The following is a 13,650-nucleotide window of genomic DNA, read 5'->3' as shown; positions in this document are numbered from 1 at the left end:
CTGGGGGGGGGACCGCCGGCCCTCAGCGGGCGACGGGCGACGATCCCCCGTGCCGCCCGACGGTGCCATCGGTGCCCGCGGCACCCGCCGGTCCGGTCGGGAGGTCGTCGTCGGTGTCGTCGTCGAGCCCCTCGACCGTGCGCTCCTGGAGGGATCCCCGCTCGTCGGCGTCGTCGGCGGATTCCAGGGCGGCCGCTTTCTTGGCCTCCTGCTCCTCCGGAGGGGTTGAGCTCAGGCCGTGGCCCGTCTCGTCGAGGGCCGTCTGCACCTCGGCCTCCTCGATCTCCTCCTGGGTGATGTTCTCGTCCTTCTCCCCGTTCCAGGCCTTGATGGCCGCCCAGATGACCGCGGCGACCGGGACCGAGAGGATCGCGCCGATGATGCCCGCGAGGATGGTGCCGGCGGTCAGGGCGAAGAGGATGACGAGCGCGTGGACCTGCAGCGTGCGGCCCATGACCACGGGCTGGAGGAAGTTGCCCTCGAGCTGGTTGACGACGATGACCACGATGATGACGATGAGCGCGACGAACGGTCCGTTGGCCACGAGCGCGATCAGGGCCGCGAGGACGCCCGCCAGGGTGGCGCCGACCAGCGGGATGAAGGCGCCGATGAAGACGATCGCCGCCAGCGGGAGGGCGAGCGGGACCCCGAGGACCAGCAGGGCGAGGCCGATGAACACGGAGTCGACCAGCGCCACGATGGCCGTCCCGCGGACGTAGCCGCCGAGGACGGCCATGCTGCTGTAGCCGACCCGCCGGGCCTTGACCAGGCGCTTGCCCTTGAAGGCACGCAGCATGAAGGCCCAGATCTTCTCGCCGTCCTTGAGGAAGAAGAACAGGATGACCACCATGAGCAGGCCGCCCGCGAAGAAGTTCCCCGCCGCGCTGAGGCCCGAGATGGCGCCGGCGCCCGCCGTGCTGCTGGTCGCGAAGTCGATCGCCGCGTCCCGCGCCTGCTGGATCTGCGCGTCGTCGATCGGGATGGGCCCGTTCTGCGCGAACGCGTAGAGCTTGTCGAAGCCCTCCGTCGCGGAGGAGACGAGCTGACCGGCCTGCCCGACGACGGCGAACACGATCCCGGTGATGAGCCCGCCGAAGAGGAGCAGGAGCAGGAGGAAGGCGGCGGTGGTGGCCATGGACGGCCCCCAGCCCTTCCGTCGCAGCCAGTTGACGAAGGGGCCGATCGCGGCGGCGAGGATGATCGCGAGCAGCATCGGGATCACCACGAGCCGCACCTGGATCAGCGCGTACACGGCCACCACGCCCAGGACCAGCAGCAGGAGCACCTGCGCCGCCCGGATACTGGCATTGCCGAGGCTGTCACGCCAGGGCCCCTGCGCGGCGGGCAGCTCGGCCCGCACGTCATTCGATCGCGTCATCGACCGTCACCTTGTCCTTCGGCCCGATGGCCATCGTTGATCAGTTGGGAGCGCACCTCGCGCCGGAGGACCTTGCCGATCAGCGATCGGGGCAGATCCTCCACCTGCACGATAGTGCGTGGAACCTTGTAGGCGGCGAGCGCGCCGCGGCATGACGCGCGCAGCGCCTCGACGTCGAGGGCGGCGCCGGGCGCGAGCAGGACGGCGGCGGCCACGTCCTCGCCGCCCCCGGCCCGCGGGAGCCCGACGACGGCGGAGTCGACGACGCCGGGCTGTGCCCGCAGGACGCCCTCCACCTCGCTGGGCGAGACGTTGAACCCACCGGTGATGATGAGTTCCTTGATGCGGTCGACGATGGTGAGGAAGCCGTCGTCGTCCATCGTGACGATGTCCCCCGTGCGGAACCAACCGCCGTCGAGCAGGGCGTCCTCGGTCTCGTCGGGTCGCCGCCAGTAGCCCTGGAACACCTGGGGCCCCTTCAGGAGCAGCTCCCCGGCCTCGCCCGGGGCGCGGTCCCGGCGAGGGTCCTCCGGGTCGACGATGCGGACGTCGGTGCCCGGGAACGGCACCCCGATGGTGCCGGGCCGCCGCGTGGGCCCGATCGGGTTGCCGGCCGAGATGGGGGACGTCTCGGTGAGCCCGTAGCCCTCGATGAGGTAGCCGCCGGTGGCCGCCTCCCAGGTCTCCACGGTGGACTGCGGGAGGTTCATGGCGCCGGAGATCGCGAACCGGATGCTGCGCAGGTCCACGCCGCGCTCGGCCGCGCCGGCCGCGAGCCGGTCGTAGATCGGGGGTACCGCGGGCAGGAAGGTGGGTGGGCTCTTGACCGCGGCGTCGAGCACCAGCGCCACGTCGAACCGCGGGAACAGGACGAGCTTCGCGCCGATGCTCACGGCGAAGGTCACGCACAGCGTCAGCCCGTAGGCGTGGAACATGGGCAGGACGGCGTACACGGTCTCGCGGCCGACCTCGAGGCCGGGCACCCAGGCCCGCCCCTGGGCGGCGTTCGCCAGCAGGTTCCGGTGCGTGAGGATGGCCCCCTTGGGGACGCCCGTGGTGCCGCTGGTGTACTGCAGGACAGCCGTGTCCTCCGCCGAGGGCCGCGGGTGCCGGTCCGGCAGTGGCCGGTGGTGGAGCACCTCCCGCCACCCGACCACCGTCCGCGGACCGGTCAGCTTCTCCCGCGTGGTCAGTGCGGCCCGCGCCTCCCGGGCGCGACGGACCGGGAGCTTCAGCGCGAGGCGGCGCGAGGCCGGCATCGCCCGGACGAGGTCCACCGACACCACCGTGGTGACCGGGATGTCGTCCGGCAGCCGCTGCACACGCGGCACCACCCTGTCCCACACGATGGCCACCGTCGCCCCGTGGTCCTCGAACTGGTGCCGCAGCTCGCGGTCCGTGTAGAGGGGGTTGTGCTCGACGACGATCGCGCCGAGGCGGAGGACGGCGTAGAACGCGACGATGTGCTGGGGGCAGTTCGGCAGCACGAGGGCCACGCGGTCCCCTGCACCGACGCCGAGGGAACGCAGGCCGGCCGCCGCCCGGGCCACCTGCTCGCCCAGCCCCTCGTAGGTCGTCGTGGCGCCGAAGAACTCCAGTGCCTCGCGCGGGCCGTGGCTGGTGACCGAGGCGTCGAGGAGATCGGACAGCGTGCCCTCGGGCACGCTGAAGGAACGGGGCACACCGGGTGCGTAGTTCTCGACCCAGGGGCGGGCTGCCAAATCCATAAGCCTGCTTTCTGTTATCCGTCCGACTGTATCGCGCGGTCGGTTCCTTCCGGTACTCGAACATACCGCCGGCGACGGCGTGACCTGCGGGTGGACGACGACGGCGACCGGACCATCCGGTAGCATGGACGGTCGAAGGGGAGTAGCTCCGCGCCCGTTGGGTGTGCGGCCTGTCGACATACTGGCGCCATCGGCGCCCGGCAGTCCACCGGTGGACCCGGCGAGCGAGACCTTCGGCCGACATGACGCATCCGTGTCCCCGGCCGGAGCCCCCCGCTTCGGATCGGGGCGCGCATCTTCCCGAGCAACCGGAGCATCCCCGTGGACACCCCAGGAACGAATCCCAAGACCACCCCTGCGCAGCCCCCGTCGCGTGAGGACGTGAAGCGCTGGCGCCAGTACCTCGCGGACGAACGCGCCGAGGCCGCCACCTACCGCGATCTCGCCCGGCGCCGGACCGGCGAGGAACGCGAGATCCTGCTCGGCCTCGCGGAGGCGGAGGGCCGCCACGAGGCACACTGGCTCGCGCTCCTCGGCGACGACGCCGGCCGGCCGCTGCGGCCGTCCTTCCGCAACCGGCTCCTGGGGGTGCTCGCGCGGCGCTTCGGCTCCGTGTTCGTCCTCGCCCTGGCGCAGCGGGCCGAGGGCCGCTCCCCCTACGCCTCGGATCCCTCGGCCACGAGCGCGATGGTGGCCGACGAGCAGATCCACGAGGAGGTGGTGCGCGGCCTCGCCACCCGCGGCCGCAACCGGCTCTCCGGCAATTTCCGGGCCGCCGTGTTCGGCGCCAACGACGGCCTCGTCAGCAACCTCGCGCTCGTCATGGGCATCGGCGCCACCGGTGTCTCGACGTCGTTCATCCTCTTCAGCGGGCTGGCCGGCCTGCTGGCGGGCGCCCTGTCGATGGGCGCCGGCGAGTACGTCTCCGTCCGGTCCCAGCGCGAGCTCCTCTCCGCCACGCGCCCCACCCAGATCACGCTGACGGCGGCCAAGGAACTCGACATCGCCGCGAACGAGCTGGTGCTGGTGTACCGCGCTCGGGGCATGACCCTCGAGGCCGCGGAGCACCGCGCGGCCGAACGCCTCGGCCTGCTCGGGTGCGACTGCGATCCGAGCTTCTCGCTGCAGCCCGAGGAGGACGACGCCGTCGACGAGCACGAGACGGTCGGCACCGGCCTCGGGGCCGCCGCCTCGAGCTTCTGCTTCTTCGCGTCGGGAGCGATCATCCCGGTCCTGCCCTACCTCGTCGGGCTGAGCGGCGTCACGGCCGTCGTCGTCGCCTGCCTCCTCGTGGGGCTGGCACTGATGGCGACCGGCGCCGTCGTCGCCCTCCTCTCCGGCGCCTCGCCTCTGCGGCTGGCGCTGCGGCAGCTGGGGATAGGCCTCGGCGCCGCTGCCGTGACCTACGGGCTCGGCCTGCTGTTCGGTACGTCCGTGGGGTGACGCAGCGGGCCGTCCTCCGCGGCGCCCGCACTCGACGCGGAGGGCCCGCGGCCGGCGTGCGCCCTGCGCGAACGTCCGTTCCCCCCTGACCGGCGGCGGTGCTGCAATGGTCCGTATGGACGAGCACGAGGCTCTCGACGCGTACTCGGCGGCGGTCGTGCGGATCGCCGAGACCGTCCTGCCGTCGGTGGCGGCGGTCACCGTGCGGTCGACCCGCGGGGCAGGGGCGGGCAGCGCGTCGGTCATCTCGACGGACGGCCACCTGCTGACGAGCGCGCACGTGGTGGCCGGAGCGCGGAGCACCGAGGTGGCGTTCGGCGACGGGGCGGTCCTCCCCGCGCGCATCGTCGGCAGCGATCCGCTGTCGGACCTCGCCGTCCTCGCAGCGGAGGGCAGCATCCCCCCACCGGTGCCGTGGGGGGATGCGACCGGCCTGCGTGTGGGGCAGCTCGTGGTCGCGCTCGGCAATCCGCTGGGCCTGGCCGGCAGCGTCACAGCGGGGATCGTGTCCGCGCTCGGCAGGTCGCTCCCCACGCTGTCGGGGCGCGTCGTGGACGAGGTCATCCAGACCGATGCGATCCTCAACCCGGGCAACAGCGGCGGCGTACTCGCCGACAGTGCGGGGCGTATGGTCGGCGTCAACACGGCCGTCGCCGGGATAGGGCTCGGCCTGGCGGTACCGATCAATCCGATCACCCGGGAGATCATCGACGCGCTCATCACCCGCGGCCGGGTGCGGCGCGCATGGCTCGGGGTGGTCGGAGCGCAGATCACCCTCTCCCCCGAGCTCGCGGCCCGCGTCGGGTCGCGCACCGGGATGCAGGTGGCCTCCGTCGTCGCGGGCAGCCCTGCCGCGGGCGCCGGGGCACGGGCCGGGGACGTCGTCGTGTCCCTCGATCACGCCGCGGTCCGCAGCGTGACGGGCATCCAGCGGCTCATGGTCGAGACGGCGATCGGCCGCCGGATGGAGATGACGGTATGGCGCAACGGAGCCCTGGTGGACATCGTCGTGCACCCCGAGGAACTGCGCACCCCGTGACCGGCGCCGGCGGTCACGGCCTCCGCCCCGCCTGCCCGGGGTGTGCCTAGGCCGGGTCGCGCTGCTGCAGGACGTAGTCCTCGAGCTTCCCGAGGGTCGCCTCGATGCTGGCCGGGTGCCGCCGGGTGAACCCGGTGAGTCGGAACACGAACCGCCAGCGCACGGCGCGGCCGTCCCACTCCTCGCGCACGAGCGTCCCGCCGTCCCGCGGTTCGAGCGTGTAGCGCCAGACGTGGGCGGAGAAGTGCCGCCAGGCGATCCGGCGGCCCTCCTCGAACTCGACCACGCGGTTCAGGATCTTGTAGGACGGCCCCATCTTCATGTCCATCCCGAACGTCGCGCCCAGCGACAGGCGGGCCGGACCATTGGGCTGCTCGCCGCGGACCGTCCCGGACCCGTCGATGACGCTGTGCAGCGCCGGTGTGGCGAGGACCTCGAAGATCTGCTCGGCGGGAGCCGCGATGAGGCGTTCCCGGGAGATGAGGTAGGGGGAATCCGTGCCCGGCGTCGTCGTCATCCCCCTATTCTGCCTGCTGCGCCGTCCGCTGTCGGCCGTCCACTGCCGGCCAACCCACGTGGGACGCCGAAGGGCCCCGCAGGGAGAGCCCTTCGGCGTCGGCGCGTCCTGGGGTCAGGGCTTGAGCAGCACCTTGATCGCGCGGCGCTCGTCCATGGCCTTGTAGGCTTCGGCGGCGTCCTCGAGGGGCATCTCGACGTCGAAGACGCGGCCCGGGTTGATCGTCCCGTCGAGGACGTCCTTCAGCAGTTCCGGGATGTAGGTGTGAGCCGGTGCCATCCCGCCACCCACGGTGATGTTCTTCGCGAAGAGCACGCCGATGGGCAGTTCCGGTCCGCCGGCCGGGACACCGACGAAGCCGAGGTGTCCGCCGGGACGCGTGCTGCGCAGCGCCTGGTCCATCGACTCCTTCGTACCCACGCACTCGAGGACGGAGTCGGCGAGGACTCCCCCGAGCAGCTCGCGGACCTTCTCCACGCCCTCGTCGCCGCGCTCGGCGACGATGTCCGTGGCGCCGAACTCGCGGGCGAGCGCCTGGCGGTCCGCGTGGCGGGACATGGCGATGATGCGCCCTGCGCCCAGGCGCTTGGCGGCGAGGACCCCGCACAGGCCCACGGCGCCGTCGCCCACGACGACGACGGCGCTGCCGGGGCCGACGTTCGCGGACACCGCGGCGTGGTGGCCGGTGGACATCACGTCGGAGAGGGTGAGCAGGCTGGCCGTCAGGGCGGCGTCGGGCTCTGTGACGCCGTCCACCTTCCGCAGCGTGCCATCGGCCTGGGGGACGCGCACGGCCTCGCCCTGGCCGCCCTGCACGACATCGCCGTGCTCGTCGGTGCTGCCCCAGCCCACCAGGTGGTCGCACGCCACGGTCACGCCGTTGACGCACTGCGGGCAGGTGCCGCAGCTGTCCACGAAGGGCGCGATCACGAAGTCGCCCACCGCGAGGTCGCGGACGTCGTCGCCCACGGACTCCACGACGCCGACGAACTCGTGGCCGATCGCCTTGGGTTCCTTGGTGGGCCGGACGCCCCGGTAGGGCCAGAGGTCGGAGCCGCAGACGCAGGACGCCGTGACCTTCACCACGGCGTCCGTCGGGCGGATGATGCTCGGGTAGTCGCGGTCCTCGACCCGGATGTCGCCGGGCCCGTGGATGATGGTGGCGCGCATGGTGATCTCCTAGAAGCTTGCTTGACGCAATCGATTGTCCCCTTCCGTCACCTTACAAGCCGAGCGACGGGAGGCTCTACCGCCGTCGTCCGTCCACCGCGGCCCTGAACCCGCGCTCCAGTTCCTCCAGGGTCTTCCCTCGGGTCTCGGGGATGGTGCGGCGGGCGAAGACGATAGCGATGATGCCGAGGACCACGAACACGAAGAAGGTGTTGGAGATGCCGACGGCGTCCATGAGGATGGGGAAGCCGAGGCTGACGGCAAAGTTGACCATCCACAGGACGAAGACCGCCGCGCCCATGCCGAGGCCGCGCAGCCGCATCGGGAAGATCTCGGACAGCATCAGCCAGGTCACCGGCGAGATCGCCCCCTGCTGGAAGGCCAGGAAGGTGACGGTGAGGGCCAGGATCAGGAATCCCCGGGCCGTGCCCTCCGGCACCAGGAGGGAGACGACGCCGATGGCGAGGAGGGCCGACGTCGTCCCGATCTGCCCGACGAGCAGCATGGGGCGGCGTCCCACCCGGCCGAGCAGCCAGATGCCGACGAAGGTCGCCGCGACGGAGATGATCCCGTTGGCGATGTTCGCGGTCAGCGCGGCCTGCGTGCCGAATCCTGCGACCTCGAGGATCCTCGTCCCGTAGTACATGATCGAGTTCACGCCGGTGATCTGCTGGATGACGGCGAGCCCGAGGCCGACGACGACGATGCGGCGGAGCCAGGGTTCGCGGAGGTCCCGGACGCCCGCGCGGTCCTGCGTGCGGCTCTCGACGGCCAGGGCCTCGAGCGCGTCGAACTCGCTGCGGGCGACGTCCGGCGGCCGCAGGGACTCGAGCACGCGCAGGGCGGGCCCGAAGGCGCCCCTCGCCGCGAGCCAGCGGGGGCTCTCCGGGACGAAGTGCATGCCGATCCAGAGGCCGACGGCCGGCAGGGTCCCGAGGACGAGCATCCACCGCCAGATGCCGTGGCCGTCGCCGAAGACGCTCCCGAGGAACGCACTGCTGCTGAAGGCCAGGAGCTGGCCCGTGACGATCATGAGTTCGTTGCGGGTGACCGTCCGCCCCCGCCGGGCGGCCGGGGACAGCTCGGCGAGGAAGAGGGGAACGAGGACCGAGGCCCCGCCGACCGCCAGCCCGAGGATCAGCCGGGAGGCGACCATGACCGGGACTCCGGGGGCGAGGGCGGAGCCGAGCGTCCCGGCGAGGAACACGGCCGCGAGCACCATGATCATCCGGCGGCGGCCGTAGGCGTCCGCGAGCCGCCCTCCGGCGAGGGCACCGAATGAGGCGCCGAAGACCAGCGAGCTCGCCACCAGCCCTTCGGTGACGGCCGTGAGGCGCAGATCGTCCGCCATGAACGGCAGCGCGCCGTTGATGATGCCCGTGTCGAAGCCGAACAGCAGGCCGCCGAGCGTCGCAACCCACGTGGCACGCCGGAGGCGTCCGTGCTGCCGGCGTGCGTCGGTCTGCGTAGCCGCGACGGCCGCGCCGTTCCTGGTCAGGCCGCTCATGCCCTCACCTCCTGCTGGTCGTCCGTTGGTCCTGTCGAGGGCGCCCGGCCCCTTCCACGCGAAAGCCTCCCCCGCCCGCAGGTGGAGGAGGCTTGTCGAACCCTAAGGATCAGAGGGTCGCGTAGACCTCGCGGAGGAGCTTGGCGGTCTCGGACGGCGTCTTGCCGACCTTCACACCGGCTGCCTCGAGCGCTTCCTTCTTGGCCTGCGCGGTCCCGGCGGACCCGGAGACGATTGCGCCGGCGTGGCCCATGGTCTTGCCCTCGGGGGCCGTGAAGCCTGCGACGTAGCCGACGACGGGCTTGGTGACGTTCGCCTTGATGAACTCGGCCGCACGCTCCTCGGCGTCTCCGCCGATCTCGCCGATCATCACGATGGCCTTGGTCTCGGGATCCGCTTCGAACGCCGCGAGGGCGTCGATGTGGGTGGTCCCGATGACGGGGTCGCCGCCGATGCCGATGGCCGTCGAGAAGCCGAGGTCGCGGAGCTCGAACATCATCTGGTAGGTCAGGGTGCCGGACTTCGAGACGAGGCCCACGCCGCCCTTGCCCGTGATGTTCGCCGGGGTGATGCCCACGAGGGACTCGCCAGGCGTGATGATGCCCGGGCAGTTGGGGCCGATGATGCGGGTGACCTGCTGGCCGTCGGCGTCGACCTTCGACTGGGCGAGGGCCCAGAACGCGGCCGAGTCCTGTACGGGGACACCCTCGGTGATGACGACGACGAGCCCGATGCCGGCCTCGATCGCCTCGACGACGGCGTCCTTCGTGAAGGCCGGCGGGACGAAGACGATCGACACGTCGGCGCCGGTCTCCTTCATGGCTTCCTCGACCGTGCCGTACACGGGGAGGGTGACGTCGCCGTGGGTGACCGTGGTGCCGGCCTTGCGGGCGTTGACGCCGCCGACGACCTGCGTCCCGGCGTTCAGCATGAGGGCGGTGTGCTTGGTGCCCTCGCCGCCGGTGATGCCCTGGACGATGACCTTGGAGTCCTTGTTGAGGTAGATAGACATGCGGGTGTTCCCTTACTTTCCGTTGGCCAACGCGGCGGCCTTGTCGGCGCCTTCGTCCATGGTGTCGGCGAGCGTGACCAGCGGGTGGTTGGCGTCGGCGAGGATGCGGCGGCCCTCGTCGACGTTGTTGCCGTCGAGGCGCACCACGAGGGGCTTGTTGGCCTCGTCGCCGAGCATCTCGAGGGCCTTCACGATGCCGTTGGCGACGGCGTCGCAGGCGGTGATGCCGCCGAAGACGTTCACGAAGACACTCTTGACCTGTGAGTCGTTGAGGATGACGTCGAGACCGGCGGCCATCACCTCGGCGGAGGCTCCGCCACCGATGTCGAGGAAGTTGGCGGGCAGCACGCCGCCATGCGCCTCACCGGCGTACGCAACGACGTCGAGGGTGGACATGACGAGCCCTGCGCCGTTGCCGATGATGCCGACCTGGCCGTCGAGCTTGACGTAGTTGAGGTCGTGTTCCTTGGCCTTGGCCTCCAGGGGATCGGTCTCGGCCGAGTCCTCGAGCGCGGCGTGGCCCGCCTGGCGGAACCCGGCGTTCTCGTCGATCGTGACCTTGCCGTCCAGCGCGAGGATCTCGCCGCTGCCGGTCTTCACGAGCGGGTTGACCTCCACGAGCGTGGCGTCCTCCTTCACGAAGACGTCCCAGAGCTTGAGGATGGCGTGGACGACGCCCTCGCGGAGCTCCGGGGCGAAGCCCGCGGCGTCGACGATCTCCTCGGCCTTGGCCTGGTCGATGCCCGTGCCGGGGTCGACGGCGATGCGCGCGAGCGCCTCCGGGCGTTCGACGGCGAGCTGCTCGATCTCCATGCCGCCCTCCACCGAGCACATGGCCAGGTAGTTCCGGTTGGAGCGGTCGAGGAGGACCGCGAAGTAGTATTCCTCGGCGATGTCCGCGCCCTGCGCGATCATCACCTTGTGGACCGTGTGCCCCTTGATGTCCATCCCGAGGATGTCCGAAGCGTACTGGAAGGCCTCATCGGGGGTCTTGGCGACCTTGACGCCGCCGGCTTTGCCGCGACCGCCCACCTTGACCTGGGCCTTGACGACCACGACACCGCCGATCTTCTCGGCTGCTGCCTTTGCTTCTTCTGGGGTCTGCGCCACGATGCCGGCGAGCACGGGAACCCCGTGTGCCTCGAAAAGATCGCGCGCCTGATATTCAAACAGGTCCACTTAGCTAGTGTCCTTCTACGTCGAAGTAGGTTTACAAGAGGGAACTTTAGTCCCTCGGGCCGGGGGCCTTCCCCAGAGTATCCGTTTCGTGAGGAAGCCCACACTTCTATCTCTTGTAGAAATTTGCGCGGACGTGTTGTGGACTGCTAGGCGCGCTCCGGGAATGATCCGCCCGGGTCAGGCCACCTTCGTGAGGGGCGCGTAGCGCAGCAGCAGCCGCTTCTCGCCGACGTCGAACCGCACCTTCGCGACGGTCTTGTCACCCGCACCCTCGACGGACAGGACCGTGCCGTTGCCGAAGCTCGTGTGGTTGACGTGGTCGCCGACGGCGACGGACACGACTTCCTTCTGGGGCTGCACGCGCCCCACGCTCCTGGAGGGCGCCGGGGCCCCGCCGGCGAACCCGCCACCGCTCGCACCCCAGTAGGACCCACTGAACCGCGGGCCACTCTCCCTGCCTCCGCCGGAGGTCCAGGCGGGCTTCGCCGCGCCTTCGCGCTTCCAGTGGATGAGCTCCTCCGGGATTTCGCTGACGAACTGGCTCGCCGGGTTGTACTGGCTCTGGCCCCACATGCTGCGCACCTCGGAGCGCGTGATGTAGAGCCGCTGCCGGGCACGGGTCAGGCCCACGTAGGCGAGGCGCCGCTCCTCCGCGAGCTCCTTCGGATCGGTCGCGGAGCGCTGGTGCGGGAAGATGCCCTGCTCCATGCCGGTGAGGAACACCACGGGGAACTCCAGGCCCTTGGCGGTGTGCAGCGTCATGAGGGTGACCACGCCCTGCGCCCGGGCCTCCTCGACGGCGCGCTGCACGTCGGCGGCCGACCCGTCGGGGGCGTCCGGGATCTGGTCGGCGTCCGCCACGAGGGCCACCTGCTCGAGGAAATCGCCGAGCGTCCCCTCGGGGTTGTCCCGTTCGAACTCGCGGACGACGGCGACGAGCTCGGCCAGGTTCTCCACGCGGGACTCGTCCTGAGGGTCGTTGCTGGTGCGCAGCTGTTCCAGGTAGCCGGTCTGCTCCAGGACGGCCTCGAGGGCCGCCGAGGCGCCGGAGCCGCTCGCGACCTCCGCGAGGTCGTCGATGAGCTTCACGAAGCCGGTCACCGCGTTGACGGAGCGCGTCGCCATGCCCGGCGCCTGGTCGGCCCGCCGCAGGGCCTCCATGAAGCTGATCCGCTCGCGTTCACCCAGGGACGCGACGGCGTACTCGGCGCGGTCGCCGATGCCGCGCTTGGGTTCGTTGAGGATGCGGCGGAGGTTGACGACGTCGTCCTGGTTCACGAGGACGCGCAGGTACGCCAGGGCGTCCTTGATCTCCTTGCGCTCGTAGAAACGTGTCCCGCCGACCACCTTGTAGGGCAGACCGACGCGGAGCAGGATCTCCTCGACGGAGCGCGACTGGGCGTTGGTGCGGTAGAAGATCGCGACGTCGCCGGGCCGGATGTCGTCCTCGTCCTGGAGCCGGTCGATCTCCTCGGCGATGAAGCGGGCCTCCTCGTGCTCGTTCTCGCCCACGTAGCCGACGATCTTCTCGCCGCTGCCCTCGGCCGTCCACAGGCGCTTCTCCGGGCGGTCCGGGTTCCGGGAGATGACCGCGTTCGCGGCGGTCAGGATGTTCTGGGTGGAGCGGTAGTTCTGCTCCAGCAGGATGGTGCGGGCGCTCGGGTAGTCGTTCTCGAACTCGACGATGTTCCGCACGTCGGCGCCGCGGAACGCGTAGATGGACTGGTCGGAGTCGCCGACGACGGTCAGCTCCGCCGGGTCCTCCGAGGATTCGCCGGGCACGCCGACGATCTCCCGGACCAGGGCGTACTGCGCGTGGTTGGTGTCCTGGTACTCGTCGACGAGGACGTGGCGGAAGCGCCGCCGGTAGTAGTCGGCCACGCCGGGGAAGGCCCGGAACATGTAGACGGTCTGGGCGATCAGGTCGTCGAAGTCCATGGCGTTGGCCTGGCGCATGCGCTGGGCGTAGCCCGAGTAGACCTCGGCCACGGCCTGCTCGAAGGGATCGGACAGACCGGCGGTCGAGGCGAAGGTCTCCTCGTCGACGAGCTCGTTCTTGAGCGCGCTGATCTTGTGCTGGATGGCTTTCGGTGCGAACTTCTTGGGGTCCAGGTCCAGTCCCTTGGCCACGAGCGTGATGAGGCGCAGCGTGTCCGCGGAGTCGTAGATGGAGAAGTTCGAATTGAGGCCCACTGACGCGGCCTCGCGGCGGAGGATCCGCACGCAGGAGGAGTGGAACGTGGAGATCCACATCCGCTTCGCGACATCGCCGACCAGGCCCTCGATGCGCTCGCGCATCTCGGCGGCGGCCTTGTTCGTGAAGGTGATGGCGAGGATCTGCCCCGGGTGCGAGCGGCCGGTGGCCAGCAGGTGGGCGATCCGGTGGCTGAGCACGCGGGTCTTGCCCGACCCGGCGCCGGCGACGATCAGCAGCGGCGATCCGCCGTGCTTCACGGCTTCCTCCTGCTGGGGGTTCAGCCCCAGCAGGAGTTCCCGGGCCCGGTGCTCGTCCACGCCGGCGCGGGCGGGGACGTGCTCCGCGGCCGGGTCGCCCGCGGCGGAGGCCATCGCCGCCTCCCGGGCACGCTTCTTCTCGGCGGGCGTGGGCGGGGAGACGTAGGGGTCGAAGAGCATGTCCATGGTGTTCCCAGTCTAGGCCGTGCCCCCGACACCCACCG

Annotated in this window: 9 protein-coding genes and 1 pseudogene; 2 read left to right on the top strand and 8 right to left on the bottom strand. The window is 70.9% G+C overall.

Annotated elements, in window-relative coordinates; all coding sequences use genetic code 11:
• Nucleotides 1-310: 310 nt before the first annotated feature.
• Together C4K88_RS15760 and C4K88_RS15755 are read right to left on the bottom strand one after the other, a co-directional pair.
• Nucleotides 311-1,378, bottom strand: a pseudogene (locus C4K88_RS15760) (AI-2E family transporter); the annotation flags it as partial.
• On the bottom strand, nt 1,375-3,105 hold the full coding sequence (locus C4K88_RS15755; protein WP_104122624.1) for a long-chain-fatty-acid--CoA ligase: 1,731 nt from the start codon (nt 3,103-3,105) through the stop codon (nt 1,375-1,377). The pseudogene C4K88_RS15760 and the gene C4K88_RS15755, both read right to left, overlap by 4 nt.
• Nucleotides 3,106-3,426: 321 nt before the next feature.
• Here C4K88_RS15755 and C4K88_RS15750 point away from each other — a divergent pair, with 321 nt between their 5' ends.
• Nucleotides 3,427-4,548 (top strand): VIT1/CCC1 transporter family protein, encoded by a 1,122-nt coding sequence (locus C4K88_RS15750; RefSeq protein ID WP_241522011.1) that lies wholly within the window; start codon nt 3,427-3,429, stop codon nt 4,546-4,548.
• Nucleotides 4,549-4,663: 115 nt separating this feature from the next.
• Nucleotides 4,664-5,587 (top strand): S1C family serine protease, encoded by a 924-nt coding sequence (locus tag C4K88_RS15745; protein WP_174705262.1) that lies wholly within the window; start codon nt 4,664-4,666, stop codon nt 5,585-5,587.
• A 46-nt stretch (nt 5,588-5,633) separates the two neighbouring features.
• Here C4K88_RS15745 and C4K88_RS15740 read toward each other — a convergent pair whose 3' ends face one another.
• The 6 genes from C4K88_RS15740 to pcrA all read right to left on the bottom strand — a co-directional run bounded on the left by C4K88_RS15740 (nt 5,634) and on the right by pcrA (nt 13,612).
• Nucleotides 5,634-6,104 carry an SRPBCC family protein gene (locus C4K88_RS15740; RefSeq protein WP_104122621.1) on the bottom strand — a complete coding sequence of 157 codons (471 nt, stop codon included), beginning with the start codon at nt 6,102-6,104 and terminating at the stop codon, nt 5,634-5,636.
• Between the two features lie 114 nt (nt 6,105-6,218).
• Nucleotides 6,219-7,274 carry a zinc-dependent alcohol dehydrogenase family protein gene (locus C4K88_RS15735; RefSeq protein WP_104122620.1) on the bottom strand — a complete coding sequence of 352 codons (1,056 nt, stop codon included), beginning with the start codon at nt 7,272-7,274 and terminating at the stop codon, nt 6,219-6,221.
• Nucleotides 7,275-7,350: 76 nt separating this feature from the next.
• Nucleotides 7,351-8,781 (bottom strand): sugar porter family MFS transporter, encoded by a 1,431-nt coding sequence (locus C4K88_RS15730; RefSeq protein WP_104122619.1) that lies wholly within the window; start codon nt 8,779-8,781, stop codon nt 7,351-7,353.
• A 109-nt stretch (nt 8,782-8,890) separates the two neighbouring features.
• On the bottom strand, nt 8,891-9,793 hold the full coding sequence (sucD, locus tag C4K88_RS15725; protein WP_104122618.1) for a succinate--CoA ligase subunit alpha: 903 nt from the start codon (nt 9,791-9,793) through the stop codon (nt 8,891-8,893).
• A gap of 12 nt (nt 9,794-9,805) precedes the next feature.
• Nucleotides 9,806-10,972: an ADP-forming succinate--CoA ligase subunit beta gene (gene sucC, locus C4K88_RS15720; RefSeq protein ID WP_104122617.1), complete on the bottom strand. Its 1,167-nt coding sequence runs from the start codon at nt 10,970-10,972 to the stop codon at nt 9,806-9,808.
• Nucleotides 10,973-11,149: 177 nt separating this feature from the next.
• Nucleotides 11,150-13,612, bottom strand: a complete 2,463-nt coding sequence (gene pcrA, locus C4K88_RS15715) for a DNA helicase PcrA (protein WP_104122616.1) — start codon at nt 13,610-13,612, stop codon at nt 11,150-11,152.
• Nucleotides 13,613-13,650: the final 38 nt, after the last annotated feature.

This window comes from Arthrobacter pityocampae (assembly GCF_002927275.1).
Lineage (GTDB): Bacteria > Actinomycetota > Actinomycetes > Actinomycetales > Micrococcaceae > Arthrobacter_D > Arthrobacter_D pityocampae.
Note: the sequence above shows the minus strand (reverse complement) of the source record. Positions and strands in the feature narration are given on the sequence as shown.

Coding starts and splice junctions, on each gene's coding strand:
- pcrA (WP_104122616.1), bottom strand. CDS start 13,612: ATGGACATGCTCTTCGACCCCTACGTCTCCCCGCCCACGCCCGCCGAG.
- C4K88_RS15740 (WP_104122621.1), bottom strand. CDS start 6,104: ATGACGACGACGCCGGGCACGGATTCCCCCTACCTCATCTCCCGGGAA.
- C4K88_RS15745 (WP_174705262.1), top strand. CDS start 4,664: ATGGACGAGCACGAGGCTCTCGACGCGTACTCGGCGGCGGTCGTGCGG.
- C4K88_RS15755 (WP_104122624.1), bottom strand. CDS start 3,105: ATGGATTTGGCAGCCCGCCCCTGGGTCGAGAACTACGCACCCGGTGTG.
- sucD (WP_104122618.1), bottom strand. CDS start 9,793: ATGTCTATCTACCTCAACAAGGACTCCAAGGTCATCGTCCAGGGCATC.
- C4K88_RS15730 (WP_104122619.1), bottom strand. CDS start 8,781: ATGAGCGGCCTGACCAGGAACGGCGCGGCCGTCGCGGCTACGCAGACC.
- C4K88_RS15735 (WP_104122620.1), bottom strand. CDS start 7,274: ATGCGCGCCACCATCATCCACGGGCCCGGCGACATCCGGGTCGAGGAC.